The organism is Hyphomicrobium sp. (assembly GCF_036780825.1).
Lineage (GTDB): Bacteria > Pseudomonadota > Alphaproteobacteria > Rhizobiales > Hyphomicrobiaceae > Hyphomicrobium_C.
In genome coordinates this window covers 13,553-28,703 of record NZ_DAIQCD010000023.1, presented here as the reverse complement: position 1 = coordinate 28,703, position 15,151 = coordinate 13,553, and the positions used below count along the sequence as shown (strand labels likewise).

Here is a 15,151-nt window from a genome sequence, read left to right as displayed (position 1 = left end):
ACGGGTGAGCGGGCCGTCTCCACAAACGGATGCGCCCTCCTCGGAGGCATCGGCTCGGCCGCGCGGCCGCCGGCCTTTCCGATGGCTGGCGCGGACCGTTCGGCTGCTCGTGGTGCTGATGCTCGCGCTCGCGATTACGGTCGCGATCTACGCGCTGGTCCGCCCCGTCGAGGCGGAGCGGGTCTGGATCGGCATCGAGCGGCACTGGCGCTCCACGCTCGCCTCCTATGGCGTCACGCTTCCGGGAACGCCCGATCTCGCGAGCCTCGACCGCCGGTTGGCCGCCCAGGGCGTGAAGGTCGGAGATCCGATCTTTCTGCGCATCTTCAAGCGCGAGTTCGAGCTCGAGCTCTGGATGATGCGCGACGGCCGCTTTCACCGCTTCGCGACCTATCCGATCTGCAAATGGTCGGGCGAGCTTGGGCCGAAGCTCAAGACGGGAGACCGGCAGGCGCCAGAAGGCTTCTATACGGTGGACGCCGGCGCGCTCAATCCGAACAGCGCCTGGCACCGCTCGTTCAACCTCGGCTTTCCGAACGCCTTCGACCGCGCACACGGGCGCACGGGCTCCTTCCTCATGGTGCACGGCGGCTGCGGCTCCATCGGCTGCTATGCGATGACCAATCCCGTTATCGACGAGATCTGGCGCCTTGTGACGGGAGCGCTCAGCGGCGGCCAGCAGCGCTTCCAGGTGCAGGTCTTTCCGTTCCGCATGAACGAGCGCAATCTGGCGCGCCACAGCGGCTCACCGCTCGCGCCATTCTGGACCAGCCTCAAGCCGGGCTACGATCTTTTTGAGACGAGTGGGGTGCCGCCCAAGGTCAGCGTGTGCGGCAAGCAGTATGCGTTCGCACCGGGTCCGCAGGGCTCCGATGGCTCGGCCCCGATCGAGGCCGGATGCCCGGCTTCGCCCGTGCCGGCAGCCCGATAGCCCGCCGGAGCCGGGTTTATCCACACATCACCGATGGAACTGTGGCCGGGCAGATTCGCTTGAAAGGCTGAATTAGCGATTCGGGCATGTTGCGCTTCCTCCGCCGCGGCGCCCATGCTTTCAATCGGTTAATCGTCAGGCGTCCCTCTCGATTCGCCAGAGTGACATGGCTCGCGCAATGCCGGTATGGAAACGAAACTTATCCCGGTGGCCGGCGGCAAGCCTGGCGTTGGCAGCGGCCGTCATCCTGTCGGCGGCCCACGAGGCGGCGGCGATCAGCATCGAGCTCAAGGATGTGGCCTCCGACCGCATCGAGCGCCAGCGTGCCGCGGGGGAGGGAAGGCTGCCGCTTGCCGACACGCCGGATGTTGGCCGCCTGGAGCAGCGCCTTACCGAAGCCGGTCTCAAGTCCGGCGCACCGATGCTGATGCGCATGTTCAAGGAGACGAGCGAGCTCGAGATCTGGCTCGAGAAGGGAGACCGCTTCGTTCTCTTTGCAACCTATCCGGTCTGCCACTGGGCCGGGACGCTCGGGCCCAAGTTGCGCGAGGGCGACAAGCAGACGCCCGAAGGTTTCTACACGATCACCAACCGCCAGATGCGCCATCTCGGCCGCTGGCAGCGCGCCATCAACATCGGCTTTCCCAACATCTACGATCGCGCCCATGATCGCAGCGGCTCCTATATCCTGATGCATGGCGGCTGCTCTTCGGTCGGCTGCTTCGCAATGACCAATCCCGTGATGAACGAGATCCACGGTCTCGCCGCGGCGGCGATTCGCGACGGGCAGCGGTACATCCCGCTGCATATCTTTCCCTTCCGCCTGACGGACGCGGCGCTCGCGGCGCGAAGCGAGAGCCCGTGGCACGACTTCTGGTCGTCGCTCAAGGAAGGCTACGTGTCGTTCGAGCGGACGCGCCGTCCGCCGCGCGTCGCCGTTTGCGAGGGGCGCTACCACGTCGAGGACGCGCCGCTCAAGTCGGCTTCATCCGAAACGCAGAGCGGTGCACATCGGAAAAATCGGCGGACAAGTACGCGGGCCGACTGGGCTTTCGGCGCGCTACGCTCGGGCTGTCCGGCGCCTCGCGTGGTGACGGCGGAGGGCCCGGAGCATGCCGCGACATCGGGCCGCGCAGAGCTTGGCGGCAGATCCGTCACTCAGCGTTGAGGAACGGTTGCGGCGCTCTCCCGGTGCATGTCATACACCGCTCCGTTCAAGCGCAATCAGCGGAGTGGCTACATGTCAGACACGCTTCCCGGCAGAATCGAGAAGGGGCTCGAGACCGCCATTTTTGCCAGCCGCTGGATTCTGGCGCCGTTTTATCTCGGGCTTGCCGTCTCGATCCTCATCGTCTTCATCAAGTTCGCTGGCGAGCTGTTTCACCTCGCGACGCACGCTTTCACCTCGACCGAGAGCGAGGTCATCCTCGGTGTCCTGGCACTTGTCGACCTGACGCTGACCGGCTCGCTGCTGATCATCGTCATCTTCTCGGGCTACGAAAACTTCGTCTCCAAGATCGATCATAGCGAGCACAAGGACTGGCCCGAGTGGATGGGAACCATCGACTTCTCGGGCCTCAAGCTCAAGCTCCTGTCGTCGATCGTCGCCATCTCGGCGATTCAGCTCCTGAAGCAGTTCATGTCGATCCAGAACGTGTCCGAGCGCGAGATCTTCTGGCTCGTCGTCGTGCATGTGGTGTTCGTGGTGTCGAGCGTGTTGCTCGCGCTGTCCGACCGCATCGCAGGCCATGGCAGCCACAATGACGCCAATGGGTCGAAGGCCGATAAAGGCGGGCACTGACGAACTGGAAGCATGCGCCGCAAAGGTCTGCGGCGCATGCTCAAAACCTGATCATTCGGGCACAAGTGAAGCGCTCTCGCGCTTCAGGTCCGCCAGGGATGCTCCGGAAGATCGGAGACGCCCACGGGCTTGACGCCAGCCGCAGCTACGCGGTGATCGTTATCGACCGAACTGCCCGAGACCCCGATGGCGCCGACCATGACGCCATCCTTGTCGACGATCGGGAGGCCGCCGGGGAACGTGATCAGGCCGTCGTTCGAATGCTCGATGCCGAACAGCGGGCCGCCCGGCTGCGAGAGCTGTCCGATCTGCCCCGTCGGCATGCCGAAGAACACGGCGGTTTTCGCCTTCTTGATGGCGATGTCGATGGAGCCCACCCACGCATCGTCCATGCGGTGGAACGCTTTCAGGTTGGCGCCGCTATCGACGACGGCAATGCACATCTTGGTTTTGGTTTTCTCGGCCTCTTTGCGGGCGGCGGCGATGATCTTCTGGGCGTCGTCGATGGTCACATGCATGGTTTTTTCTCCGATACGCGAAAGACGTGCCGTTTCGCATATTGCGAGAGGCGCGGCGGATTTCAATGACGGTACGTGCCTGCCGGGAACGTGCGTCATCTGACGGACGTTGAGATGATGGCACGCGCACCTGCCGGGAAGCCTGCAAAAGATCAGCCAGGTGACTTGATCCCTCGCGTTGCGCCGCGCGGCCGGGAGGAGTAAGGCGGGATGTCTCGTCTCGGCATGGATCGGCTGTGGCGCGGCCCGCCGACCGACGAGCACCAGCACGGGGTTGAGGAATGTCACGACTGAGCCTTCCGGCGAGTGCGCTGAAGCCGCGTTACGACGTCATCGTCGTCGGCTCGGGCTATGGCGGCGGCGTTACCGCTTCGCGCCTTGCGCGGGCCGGTAAGCGTGTCGCCGTGCTCGAGCGGGGCCGCGAGTTCGCCACCGGCGAGTTTCCGCAGAAATTCTCGGCGCTCAAGGATGAGTTCCAGGTCACGGGACGGAGCTTCCGCAACGGCTCCGAGCAGGCGCTCTACGATGTGCGGCTCGGGCGCGACATGCACGTGCTCGTGGCGTGCGGCCTCGGCGGCGGCTCGCTCGTCAACGCCGGCGTCGCGCTGGTGCCGGATCCGCGCGTTTTTGCCGACGCCGCATGGCCGGCGCCGATTGCACGGGACGGAACGCTCGAGGAAGGCTTCCGCCGCGCCGAGCAGTGGCTGCGGCCGGCGACGGATCCTCGTGCGCGCGAGATGACAAAATTCAGCGTGCTGGAAGCGGCCGGGCGCGGCACCGAAGGACGCCTCGTTGATTCGCGTGTCGTCGTGAGCTTCGAGGACACGATCAATCCGGCAGGCATTCGGCAACTGGCCTGCACGCGCTGCGGCGACTGCTGCGCCGGTTGCAACGTCGGCGCCAAGAATACGGTCGCGGTGACGTACCTGCCGGATGCCGTGAGAACCGGCGCCGAGGTCTTCACCGGAATCAAGGTTGATCGCGTTCGCAAGCGCGCTGATGGCCGATGGCAGGTGGCAGCGCGTTCGCTCGGAGCGCCCCGCAACGCGCCGGACATTGCGATCGAAGCGCCCGTTGTCGTGCTCGCCGCGGGCACGCTCGGGTCGACGGAAATCCTCCTGCGCTCCCGCGAGGCGGGGCTCGCTCTTTCGGACCGGCTCGGCCATCGCTTTTCGGCCAACGGCGACATCATCGCGTTCGGCTATGGCGCCACGCCCGTCGTCAACGGTGTCGGCGTCGGCCACCCGCCGAAGGTGGACGGCCTCGAGATCGGCGCTGCGGTGACGGGCCAGATCGAGTTTCGCGACGCCGAGCACCTCGCGAACGAGCTCAACGTGCAGGAGGGCGCGCTGCCGTCCGCCTTCGCCTCCGCGCTGCCCGTTCTGTTTTTGCCGAACGGCCGCCTGCTCGGCGCGCTCTCGAGCCTGGTCAAGGGCGTCTACAAGGGGCCGTTCGCCCATCTCCAGACGTTCTTCGCCGTCTCGCATGACAGTGCGTCAGGGCGCTTCGCGCTCGAAGATGGGCAGCTCTCGCTCGCCTGGCCGGGTGCGAGCGATGAGCCGGTCTACGCGCGCCTTGATGCCATCCTCTCCCGCCTCGTCGCCAAGAGTGGCGGCTCCTACGTCAAGAACCCGCTGGCGGGAACCATCATGGGCCACCAGCCGGCCACCGCGCATCCTCTCGGCGGCTGCGGCATGGCAGCCGAGCGCGGCGAGGGCGTCGTCGATCACAAGTGCCGCGTGTTCGATGGCACGCCGGGTGCCGAAGCGACCGCCGTGCACGACGGCCTTTACGTGATCGACGGGGCCGTCATCCCGCGCTCGCTCGGTGTTAATCCGTTGCTCACCATCACGGCGCTCGCCGAACGGGCTATGCTGCACTTTGCAGAGGATCGCGGATTGCGCTTTACGACGGCACCCGCGTCTCCCGCCGCCCACGCCTGATCCCGCGTTAAAATCAAACCATACGCTCGAGGCCAATCCAGGGACCCGTATGCGCATCGAATATCATCGCACGCTGATTGCAGACCGCATCCGCAATCAGGCCTTTCATGACGCGCTCGCCCGCGTGATCCGGCCCGATGAGACGACGGTCGCCGACATCGGCGCCGGAACCGGGCTGATCGGCCTCATGGCGGCCAAGCTCGGCGCGCGCGAGGTGCTGCTCTACGAGGCGGCCGAAGTTGCGGGCGTGGCGGATGCCGTGATCAGGCGAAACCGCGCCCGCGTCTGCCATCTCATGCCGTGCCATTCGATGGAGATGGAGGATCCGCCGCGCGTCGACGTGGTGGTCTCGGAGACGCTCGGCAACTACGCGTTCGAGGAGAACATCATCGATACGCTTGCTGATGCCCGCCGCCGGCACTTGAAGGACGGAGGCCTGATGATCCCGGCCCGCGTCCGCCAATACGCCGTGCCTGTGATCTCGGACCGCATCCACCGCGAGCTCACGATCTGGGACGAGGTCGGTTTCGGGATCGATCTCGCCGATGCCCGTGAGATGAGCCTCAACAACGTCTACGTCAGAAGCTTCACGGCGGGGGAGCTCTTGGAGGACGGGGCGGCGGCCAAGGTCTGGGACAGCGTCACGCTCGGCTCCGACAGGAAAGGCACCCGCAGGGGCGAGGCGTCCTGGAAGCTTGGGTCGGCGCAGACAGTCTATGGGTTCGCCTACTGGTGGGAGGCGGACTTGATCGAAGGCATCACGCTGTCGACTGCGCCCGACGCGCCGCGCACGCATTGGGAGCAGCTTTACTTTCCACTCCGCACGCCGATGCACCTCGCAGCCGGCGAAACCGTGCTCGTGACGCTGCGCTCGCGCTCGTCGGAAGAAACCGGCACGCACCTCGCGTGGACCGCCGTGCATTTCGACCGCGATGGCGCATCGAAGGCGCGCCAGGCCATGGATCTCGACAAGGGATGGATACCCTGAACCGTTCCCCTTCCACTTGAACCGAAACGGCTCTAGAGCCTGATCGTTTGAGGTGGATGCGGACACGAGAACGTGAATCAGTCTTTCAAACAAAAACTTAGAGCGCGTTCACGTCGCGCAATCCTATTCCGATAAAAGTGAACGCGCTCTAGCGGCCTCGCACCGGATGCGCCGCAGGTCCCGCATCGTTGGCGGCCGCGAAGGTGAAGGCCACGTCCGCCGGATCATGGCCGGCTGCCAATTGCGCGGCCATGCCCCGGCGTGGAGTGACGGGGCGTGTCAGGATCAGCTTGGAGCGCGGATCGAAGACGCGCACGAACTGTGCGATGCGAGGTGCGATTTCGGCGCGGAAGCGGGAGCCATTGAACACTCCGTAATGGCCGACGCCGTCGCACGCGACGTGTATCTTCCGCTCGGCCGGCAACCCCGCGCAAAGATCGAGCGCGGCCCGGCACTGGCCGAGGCCGGTGATGTCGTCCTTCTCGCCCTCGATGGTCATCAGCGCGGCGCGGCGAATGCGGCTTGGATCAATCCGCCGGCCTCGATGCATCATCTCGCCCTTCGGCAGCGCGTGGCGCACGAACACCTGATCGATTGTGTCGAGATAGAATTCGGCCGTGAGATCCATGACGGCGAGATACTCGTCGTAGAACTCACGGTGCTTCTCCGCCGAGCAGCCGTCGCCGGTCACGAGATGGTGGAAGAGGTCCTTGTGGGCTTTCGCGTGACGGTCGAGGTTCATCGACATGAAGCCCGAGAGCTGCAGGAAGCCCGGATAGACGCGTCGCCCCGCGCCCGCGTACGGCCAGGGAACGATGGTGACCGCGTGGCGCGCGAACCAGTCGGTCCCGCGGGACACTGCAACGTCATTGACGGCGGTCGGGCTCTCGCGTGTGTCGATGGGCCCGCCGGCGAAGATCATGCTGAGCGGGATGGACGGATCTCCATCTTCCTCCATCAGCGAGACCGCAGCGAGCACGGGAACCGCCGACTGGCAAACGGCAAAGACATGCACATCGCCGTGAAAGACGGCGAGCATCTCACGCACGTATTCGATGTAGTCGTCGAGACCGAAGCGGCCGCACGCCGCCGGAACGGAGCGCGCATCCTGCCAATCGGTGATGTAGACCTCGTGGTTCGGCAGCAGCGTCTCGACCGTGCCGCGCAGCAGCGTCGCAAAGTGGCCCGACATTGGGGCGACGAGCAGGATGCGGGGATCGGCGGCGCGCTGAGCGGCCGGCATGTCGCGCTGGAAGTGCGTTAGGCGACAGAACGGCCGCTCCCAAACGACGTCTTCACGCACTGCCACGCTACGATGGCCGATTCGCGTCGAGGTGAGGCCGAACGCCGGCTTCTCGTAGCGGCGCGTGGTGCGCTCGAACACCTCGCAGGCGGCCGAGGCGTGACGCCCCACCGGCGTCTGCGAGATAGGATTGAAGGGGCTTTCGACCAGATAGCGCATCTGCTCGGCGATGGCGCGTAGCGGCCCTAGCGCGGCGTGGCCCATCTCATACCAGTGATACAGCACGAGCTTGCTCCGATCGCGATCAGGGCGCCCGCGCCCCGCTACGATGCGCAGGCTCGCCCGCTTCATCAACGGGGGATGCGGCTAAAAGCCGTCGAACCCTGTTCAATCGGATCTTGCTGCTCCCCCGAAAAAAGAATGCACTGATTCGATCTTGAAGGCTAAGCATCCGGAGCGGCGGCAGGATTGTCGATTGCCTTGGCGAGCACGTCGGCAAGCTCCGCCGCGTCGACGCTGTGAAGGAAGTGGCGCCTATATTCGCCGTTGCCATCCATCAGATACATGAACGAGCTGTGGTCGACGCTGTAGTCGTTCGGGCTGGAAGGATCGGGCACCTTCTTGACGAAGACCCGATAGGCCTTGGTCACGGCGGCGATGTCCTCCGGTGAGCCCGACAGCGCGACGATATCCTTGTGGAAGGAGGCGACGTACTTGCCAAGCACCTCGGGTGTGTCGCGGTCCGGATCGACCGTGATGAAGACAGCCGTCATGTCCTTGGCCTTGTCGCCGAGCTGGTCGAGCGCCGCAGCGATGACCTGCAGGCCTGCCGGGCATACGTCGGGGCAGTGAGTGAAGCCGAAATAGACGAGCAGCGGGCGTCCCGCGAAGTCCTTTTCGGTGACGCGCTTGCCGGAGGGCTCGGTGAGCGTGAACGGCCCGCCGACGAGGGCTTTGCCGGCAGTCTGTACTTTCGGAGACTCCGCCGATGGGGCAAAGATCAGCACGGCGCTTAACACGCCGGCCGCGAGTCCGATAAGAAGTGCGAGGAGAAGCGTGCGGCGCGAGGCCCCCGCGAATTTCGGTCCAGTCGTCTCACCGCTCATCCCGATCTCTCCATCCTGGCGCAGCCGCCTGCCTTCGGACCGACGAGGTTCAGTCTCGCCGTTTCCAGATGTCCGCCCCTATCTGGAGCACACAACAGGCACTTGCAAGCTGTGCTACAGTCCCTGATCTTGAGGCAAATGCACAAGGAACAAGTCACCCCCGTGCCCGCACACCTGAACAAGGTTTTCGAAAGCAAGCTGCTGCTGACCGGCGAAAGCCAGCTCCGCCTGCAGACGATCGTTCGTCTGAGGTGGGTTGGCGTCATCGGCCAGATTCTCGCGCTCGGGGTCGTTTATTTCTGGCTTGGGTTCGATCTCCCGATCGGGCCGTGCCTGACGATCATCGCCGTTTCGGCCTGGGTCAACGTTTTCCTTGCCATCCGCTACCCGGCGCGCCACCGCCTGTCGGTCAACTTCGCGACCGCGCTGCTTGCCTACGATATCATCCAGCTCGCCTCGCTGCTCTATCTTACAGGCGGTGTGGACAATCCGTTCACCATGCTCATCGTCGCACCGGTAACGGTCTCCGCGGCCACTCTGCCGCTTGCCTATACCGTCGGCCTCGGCCTGCTGGCGCTCGGGTGCACCTGGCTTCTGGCCTTCAATGCCATGCCGTTGCCCTGGTATGTGGATCCGCCGCTGGCCTTTCCGTTCCTCTACAAGGCGGGCATCCTGGCGGCCGTCACCGCGTCGATGCCGTTCCTCGCGCTTTATGTCTGGCGGCTGACGCAGGAAGGCCGGCAGATGTCGGCCGCGCTGGCCGCGACCGAGCTCGTGCTTTCGCGCGAGCAGAAGCTGCATGCGCTGGACGGCCTCGCCGCCGCTGCCGCCCATGAGCTCGGCACGCCGCTGTCCACCATCACGCTGGTTACCAACGAGCTCGACCGTCAGGTCGAAAAGGACAGCCCTCATCGGGACGACATCCTGCTGCTCCGCAGCCAGGCGCAGCGCTGCCGCGAGATTTTGCAGAAGCTGACCCGCCATCCCCCCGATGAGGATCCGCTGCACGGCAGCCTCACGGTGAAGGAGATGCTGCATGAGGCGGCCGCCCCCTATATGGACGGGCTGACCAAGATCGCGATCCGCACCGGGCCGTCCGAGGCCGCGACGGGGCCGGCCGCCCGCGAGCCGGTAACCATCCGGCGTCCCGGCGTCATCTATGGCCTTGGGAACATCATCGAGAACGCCGCCGACTATGCTCAAGGCCGCGTCGAGATCACGGGCGAATGGGATGGCCAGGCCCTCACCGTACTGATCGCGGACGATGGGCCCGGCTTCAAGCCCGACCTCATCGATAACATCGGCGAGCCCTATGTTACGACACGCTCCCAGGGGCGCAAGGAGCGCCGGAGCGGAAATAAGATCTCGGGGCTCGGGCTTGGCTTCTTTATCGCCAAGACGCTTCTCGAGCGGTCCGAGGCGCGGATTACGCTGGAGAATCGGCCGGTGCCCCAGCACGGGGCCATCGTGCGCATCACTTGGCCGAGACCCGCCTTCGAAGCGCCTGCCGAGGCGCAGGAGGCGCAGATCCCCCGCCCGGTCCGCAGGCTCGAGCCGCCAGGGCCGAACGATCCTATTTCTGATGCGATTTGAGTGGCTTAAAAGATAACGGTGAGGCCGGGATAGGAGGCCCGCAAACAACTCTCCTTAACCGGTCATCCCAAAATTCTTTCCATTTATTATGCCTTTTCGTGCAACTCCTGTTTGCGAACAAGTCTCCGCTAATATAAGTCGAGGACCCGGGAGGTGTACCGTGGTGACTGAAGACCTATCGTTCCAGAAAGACGAGCTGCCCGAGGACCGGTCGCTGATCATCGTCGATGACGATCGGCCGTTCCTTCAGAGGTTGGCGCGCGCTATGGAGCTGCGCGGCTTCGAGGTTCGCAGCGCCCATTCGATCGCCGAGGGCATCGACCTGATTAGGCAGCAGGCGCCGGCATTCGCGGTCGTGGACATGCGCCTCGAGGATGGCAACGGGCTCGAGATCATCGCCGAGCTGACGAAGGTCAGGCCCGATACGCGCATCATCGTGCTCACCGGGTATGGCAACATCGCGACCGCGGTCTCGGCCGTGAAGCTTGGTGCCATCGACTATCTGGCCAAGCCCGCCGACGCCGATGACGTGACGGACGCGCTGCTCGCGCCCCACAACGCCAAGGCGGCCCCGCCTGAGAACCCGATGTCGGCGGATCGCGTCCGCTGGGAGCACATCCAGCGCGTCTACGAGCTCTGCAACCGCAACGTCTCGGAAACCGCGCGGCGCCTCAACATGCATCGGCGGACGTTGCAGCGCATCCTCGCCAAGCGTGCCCCGAAGTAATCCTCCGCACATCCTGGCCGCGCTCCAATCGGAGAGCGCTTTGGCTTGCCGCGACCGCGTGCCCGCGTAACTAAGCGCTGGAAATATCGCGGCCGACGCTGGCCGGAAGCGTAGGGTCGAGCAGAGTTGAAAGGCGCATTGCCGAGGCCCGCGCGAGACGCAAGGTCATGGCTTTCCGCTTCGGGGCGGCCAGACGGGCCTCCGCAGCCGGCCGAAGGATCTCGCCGCCATAGCGATCGGCGACGATGAGGCCCGCGTCCCGGGGCAGAATCTCGCAGGGAAATCCCACGCCGACGGCAAAGAAAAGCCGGTCCGAGAACTCGCGGTACTCCGGCCATTTCCGATCGCTTCTGAAATCCTCGAGACAGGATTTGATCTCGACGATCCAGATCATGCCGTCGGGGCCGAGCCCCACAACGTCCGCGCGGCGGCCATTGGGCAGCGGAAGCTCGGCAACCGCCGCCAGTCCATGTGCCGCGAGAACGCGCACGACCCCGCGGCAGATATCGCGCGCCACCGGCGACTGCGGACCGCCGAACGCGGGCAGCGGAATTTCCGGATGATTCGTGCCGTTCTCCACATAGCCCTCCGTGATGGTCATCGATCTGCCATCAGCGCCTGATCGTTTTGGACGCAAGCAGCCTTGCCGGAGGCAAGCAAGACGCCGGGCGCATCGGAGCATGCGCTCTGCGGCCGCATCGGCTTGCCTTCCGCCTTCATCCGAGCCCGCCGGGGAAGCGTGCCCGTCCTCATCATGTCCTCATCATACCCGTGAGACCGACATTCCGATGTTCTTCAAACGGCTGACAAAGACCAAATCGGCACCGGCGTCGATGCCGGCCGACAGCAAGACGAAGGACGGCGACTCCGCGCAGCGTGCCTCCAGCGCGGTTGCCGAGATCGCGTCCAAGCTAAAGCCGCTCGCACCCTCGGAGTTGCACCGTGCTGTCGACCGGCAAGGGCTCGGTTTCGATACGACCGCCGACCTTGAGCCGGCGAGCGGCCTGGCTGGCCAGGAGCGGGCGCAGGCGGCAATCGAATTCGGCCTCAGCATGCGGGCACGGGACTTCAACATCTTCATCGTCGGCGCGCCGTCCGCCGGAAGAAGCGCCGCGGTCCGCGCGCATCTTGCCAAGATCGCCGCGGCCTCGCAAACGCCGCCGGATTGGGTCTACGTGCACAATTTCGAAGATCCGCGCCGCCCGCGGGCCCTCCCGCTTCCGCCCGGGCGGGCGAAAGAGCTTGCGCACGGCATGGAGCGGGCGATGCGCGAGCTGGCCGGAGCTCTTCCCGCCGCGTTCGCCTCCGAGGACTACAGGGCGCGGCGGCGCGCCATAGAGGAGGCGTTCCGCGCCGGCCATCAGAGTGCGCTCGAGATGCTCGAGGGGCGGGCCGCCGAGCAGAACATTGCCGTGCTGCGCACCCCGCTCGGTTTCGCTATGGCGCCCATGCACGATGGCAAGGTGGTGCGGCCAGAGGTGTTCCGCCAGCTTCCCGAGGCCATGCGCGTGGATGTGGAAAGGCGTATCGCGGCGTTCGAGGCGGAGCTTGAAGCCACCCTTGCCAACAGACCGGATGCGGATAAGCGCCGCCGCGGCCAAACGGCCGAGCTCGACGGCGAGGTTCTGCGCCATGTTCTGGATGACACGCTGGCCGAGCTCACACAGACCTTCGCGGACGTCCCGGATGTGGTCGCGTTCCTGGCCGACGTCGAGAAGGATCTGATACGCAGCGCGTCGCAATTCGCGCTGCCCGATCCCGAGCGCATTGCCATCGCCGCGCAGATTGAGCCCGCGCAGGATGCCCGCCTGCGCCGCTATCTCGTGAACGTGCTCGTCTCGCGCCCGGACGACAAGACCGGCGCGCCGGTCTGCGAGACACCGGCCCCGACACTCGCAAGCCTCGTCGGCGCCGTGGAGCACAGCGCATACAGCGGCGGCCTTGTTGCCGATGTGCTGTCCATCCGGCCCGGCGTGCTGCACAAGGCCAACGGCGGCGCCCTGATTGTCGACGCGCGCCGCCTTATTGCCGAGCCCGAGGCATGGAACGGCCTGAAGCGCGTGCTCGAGGCGGGAGAGATTTCCATCCATCGGCCGCCGAGGTCCGCAAGCGGTGCTGCGCCCCCAATGGATACGCTCGAGCCGGAGCCGATCCCACTCGCCATCAAGGTGGTGCTGATGATCGATCCGGAAACGCTCGAACGGCTTGAGCGAAGCGATCCGGAGTTCCCACAGCTCTTCAAGGTGCAGGCGGACTTCGACGAAAGCATCGCGCGAAGCACGGAGAATGATCGCGTCTATGCGCGGCTTGTCGCCTCCATCGTTCAGGCGCACGGGCTGAAGCCGATCGATTCCGGTGGCGTTGCGCGCCTCATGGAAGAGGCGCAGCGCGTGAGCGAGGACCGCGACAAGCTTGCTCTCGAGACCGGACGCATCGCCGATATCGTTCGCGAGGCGGATTACTGGTCGGACGCGGACAGCCGCAAGGTAACGACAGCCGCCGATGTCTCGCGTGCGCTCAAAGAATGGGCTCGCCGCCGAGACCGGATGCGCGAGCAGGCGCAGGAGACGGTGGAGCGTGGCCTCGTCAAGATCGACACGGGCGGCCGCAAGGTCGGGCAGATCAATGCGCTCTCGCTCGTGCAGAAGGGGTCTCTCGCATTTGGCCGCCCGGCGCGCATCACTGCCCGAGTCCACCTCGGCCAGGGTGGCGTGATCGATATCGAGCGCGAGGTCGCTCTTGGCGGTCCGCTGCACGCGAAAGGAGTCATGATCCTTTCGGGCTATCTCGCGGGACGCTTCGCGCGAGAGGTGCCGCTGGCGCTCGCCGCGACGCTCGTGTTCGAGCAATCCTATGACACGGTGGAAGGCGACAGCGCCTCGGCGGCCGAGTTGTTTGCGCTCATGTCGGCCTTGGCCGACGCGCCGTTGCGCCAGGATATGGCGGTCACAGGCTCGCTCAATCAGTGGGGCGAGATCCAGGCCGTGGGCGGCGTCAACGAGAAGATCGAGGCGTTCTTTGATCTGTGCGTGGCGCGTGGGCTGACCGGCTCGCAGGGTGTCCTCATTCCAGAGGCTAACTGCCACAGCCTCATGCTGCGCGAGGACGTGGTTGCGGCAGCGCGCGAGGGGCGCTTCGCCGTCTATGCCATCCGCACGGTGGACGAGGGCATCGCGCTCCTGACCGGGCTCGATGCAGGTGAGCGCAGTGCGGACGGCCGCTTCGCTCCCGAGACGGTGAACGGGCGCATCGACGCCCGTCTCCGCTCATTCGCCGAGCGCGCACGCGCTTTCGCCGTGGCCGGTGCGCCCGGAAGTGCTGCCAAGGAGACGGTATGATCGCGCACGTCGCCGAGGCGGAGGAGCAGAGCGGCCGCGTCGTGCTGTGGCTGGGAGCCTCCGAAGAGCCGCAGGAAGCGGCCGTGGATGCCGCTTTGCGGCTGGCGCAGGCCTTCGGCTCCGAGATCGAGAGCCTTTTCATCGAGGATCGCCAGCTCTTCGATCTTGCGGATCTGCCGTTCGCGCGCGAGGTCTCTTTTTCGGGACGCCGGACGCGGGCCATGTCGCAAGCTGTGCTGGCGGGCGATCTCGAAGCGCATGCAGCCGCACAGCAGCGGCGCGTGCTTGCAAAGGCGCGCGCAGCGGAGGTGAAGGCGGCGGTGCGCGTCGTGCGCGCGGATCCGCTCCAGGCCCTTGCCGAGACGTGCGCCGAGATGGGCCCCTGGAACGTTGTGACGGTCGGCGTTCCGGTACGCAACGGCACGGCCACGGGTCACATGGGAGCCGGGCTCGCGCAGGTGTTCAATACCGTGCATGCGGCCACCGGCATCGTCGTCGCCGGCCCGGAGGCGCGGCGCACCCGCGGGCCGGTGATCGCCGTCGCCGAGGAATTGGAGCGCGCCGTCCCGATGATGCGCGCGGCCGAGCGGATCGCGTCGGCCGTCGGAGGCGAGGCGCGCCTCTGGCTGCTCGACGATGATCGGGGACGTCAGGATTGGCTGGAAGGCCAGGTTCGCCTTGCGCTCGGCGCAGCGGCTCCGTACGGGAGGCTCGAGGTGCTCGATATGTCCATGCACACGCCGCAGAGCGTCGCATGCCTGTTGCGGCATGCCGGCGCGGGGTTTGTCATCACCCGCTTCGGCGGTGCGCTCGCGCGGCGCGAAGAGGACGTTGCGCCATTGGCGGAGATGCTTGACGGTCCGCTGTTCCTGGTGCGGTAGCGTTGGACTGGCCGCGCCAGAAGATGCGGCGCAAGCCTTGTCCCATTGCATCACTCCCGTTACTAGCTCCCAGGCTCGATAC

13 protein-coding genes are annotated in these 15,151 nt (G+C 65.7%); 9 read left to right on the top strand and 4 right to left on the bottom strand.

The window, feature by feature from the left end; genetic code table 11:
• Positions 1 to 4 precede the first annotated feature (4 nt).
• From V7P99_RS10465 to V7P99_RS10455, 3 genes are all read left to right on the top strand, one after another.
• On the top strand, positions 5 to 931 hold the full coding sequence (locus V7P99_RS10465; protein WP_333794759.1) for a murein L,D-transpeptidase family protein: 927 nt from the start codon (positions 5 to 7) through the stop codon (positions 929 to 931).
• Between the two features lie 229 nt (positions 932 to 1,160).
• A complete protein-coding gene (locus V7P99_RS10460) occupies positions 1,161 to 2,099 on the top strand; it encodes a L,D-transpeptidase family protein (protein WP_333794758.1) in 939 nt (312 codons plus the stop codon).
• 72 nt (positions 2,100 to 2,171) lie between these two features.
• A complete protein-coding gene (locus V7P99_RS10455) occupies positions 2,172 to 2,732 on the top strand; it encodes a TIGR00645 family protein (protein WP_333794757.1) in 561 nt (186 codons plus the stop codon).
• A gap of 83 nt (positions 2,733 to 2,815) precedes the next feature.
• Here V7P99_RS10455 and V7P99_RS10450 read toward each other — a convergent pair whose 3' ends face one another.
• Positions 2,816 to 3,250, bottom strand: coding sequence for a GlcG/HbpS family heme-binding protein (locus tag V7P99_RS10450; protein ID WP_333794756.1), 435 nt, complete (start codon positions 3,248 to 3,250; stop codon positions 2,816 to 2,818).
• Between the two features lie 281 nt (positions 3,251 to 3,531).
• On the opposite strand from V7P99_RS10450, the gene V7P99_RS10445 reads away from it, so the two are divergent.
• On the top strand, positions 3,532 to 5,193 hold the full coding sequence (locus V7P99_RS10445) for a GMC family oxidoreductase (RefSeq protein ID WP_333794755.1): 1,662 nt from the start codon (positions 3,532 to 3,534) through the stop codon (positions 5,191 to 5,193).
• 49 nt (positions 5,194 to 5,242) lie between these two features.
• Entirely contained in the window at positions 5,243 to 6,181 is a 939-nt protein-coding gene (locus tag V7P99_RS10440) for a 50S ribosomal protein L11 methyltransferase (protein ID WP_333794754.1), read from the top strand.
• A 148-nt stretch (positions 6,182 to 6,329) separates the two neighbouring features.
• Here V7P99_RS10440 and V7P99_RS10435 read toward each other — a convergent pair whose 3' ends face one another.
• Positions 6,330 to 7,709, bottom strand: coding sequence for a polyhydroxyalkanoate depolymerase (locus V7P99_RS10435; protein WP_333794774.1), 1,380 nt, complete (start codon positions 7,707 to 7,709; stop codon positions 6,330 to 6,332).
• Between the two features lie 158 nt (positions 7,710 to 7,867).
• Positions 7,868 to 8,530, bottom strand: a complete 663-nt coding sequence (locus V7P99_RS10430; protein WP_333794753.1) for an SCO family protein — start codon at positions 8,528 to 8,530, stop codon at positions 7,868 to 7,870.
• 162 nt (positions 8,531 to 8,692) lie between these two features.
• On the opposite strand from V7P99_RS10430, the gene V7P99_RS10425 reads away from it, so the two are divergent.
• Together V7P99_RS10425 and V7P99_RS10420 are read left to right on the top strand one after the other, a co-directional pair.
• Positions 8,693 to 10,123, top strand: coding sequence for an ActS/PrrB/RegB family redox-sensitive histidine kinase (locus V7P99_RS10425; RefSeq protein ID WP_333794752.1), 1,431 nt, complete (start codon positions 8,693 to 8,695; stop codon positions 10,121 to 10,123).
• A 160-nt stretch (positions 10,124 to 10,283) separates the two neighbouring features.
• Positions 10,284 to 10,850, top strand: a complete 567-nt coding sequence (locus V7P99_RS10420) for an ActR/PrrA/RegA family redox response regulator transcription factor (RefSeq protein ID WP_333794751.1) — start codon at positions 10,284 to 10,286, stop codon at positions 10,848 to 10,850.
• A gap of 70 nt (positions 10,851 to 10,920) precedes the next feature.
• On the opposite strand, the gene V7P99_RS10415 is transcribed toward V7P99_RS10420, so the two are convergent.
• Positions 10,921 to 11,451 carry an MmcB family DNA repair protein gene (locus V7P99_RS10415; protein ID WP_333794750.1) on the bottom strand — a complete coding sequence of 177 codons (531 nt, stop codon included), beginning with the start codon at positions 11,449 to 11,451 and terminating at the stop codon, positions 10,921 to 10,923.
• Between the two features lie 187 nt (positions 11,452 to 11,638).
• On the opposite strand from V7P99_RS10415, the gene V7P99_RS10410 reads away from it, so the two are divergent.
• Positions 11,639 to 14,188: a Lon protease family protein gene (locus tag V7P99_RS10410; RefSeq protein ID WP_333794749.1), complete on the top strand. Its 2,550-nt coding sequence runs from the start codon at positions 11,639 to 11,641 to the stop codon at positions 14,186 to 14,188.
• On the top strand, positions 14,185 to 15,069 hold the full coding sequence (locus tag V7P99_RS10405) for a hypothetical protein (RefSeq protein WP_333794748.1): 885 nt from the start codon (positions 14,185 to 14,187) through the stop codon (positions 15,067 to 15,069). Before V7P99_RS10410 ends, V7P99_RS10405 begins: the two co-directional genes overlap by 4 nt.
• Positions 15,070 to 15,151 lie beyond the last annotated feature (82 nt).

What these genes read in the sequence shown, in the direction of transcription:
- V7P99_RS10430 (WP_333794753.1), bottom strand. Translation starts at nt 8,530, where the DNA reads ATGAGCGGTGAGACGACTGGACCGAAATTCGCGGGGGCCTCGCGCCGC.
- V7P99_RS10440 (WP_333794754.1), top strand. Translation starts at nt 5,243, where the DNA reads ATGCGCATCGAATATCATCGCACGCTGATTGCAGACCGCATCCGCAAT.
- V7P99_RS10405 (WP_333794748.1), top strand. Translation starts at nt 14,185, where the DNA reads ATGATCGCGCACGTCGCCGAGGCGGAGGAGCAGAGCGGCCGCGTCGTG.
- V7P99_RS10410 (WP_333794749.1), top strand. Translation starts at nt 11,639, where the DNA reads ATGTTCTTCAAACGGCTGACAAAGACCAAATCGGCACCGGCGTCGATG.
- V7P99_RS10445 (WP_333794755.1), top strand. Translation starts at nt 3,532, where the DNA reads ATGTCACGACTGAGCCTTCCGGCGAGTGCGCTGAAGCCGCGTTACGAC.
- V7P99_RS10450 (WP_333794756.1), bottom strand. Translation starts at nt 3,250, where the DNA reads ATGCATGTGACCATCGACGACGCCCAGAAGATCATCGCCGCCGCCCGC.
- V7P99_RS10415 (WP_333794750.1), bottom strand. Translation starts at nt 11,451, where the DNA reads ATGACCATCACGGAGGGCTATGTGGAGAACGGCACGAATCATCCGGAA.
- V7P99_RS10455 (WP_333794757.1), top strand. Translation starts at nt 2,172, where the DNA reads ATGTCAGACACGCTTCCCGGCAGAATCGAGAAGGGGCTCGAGACCGCC.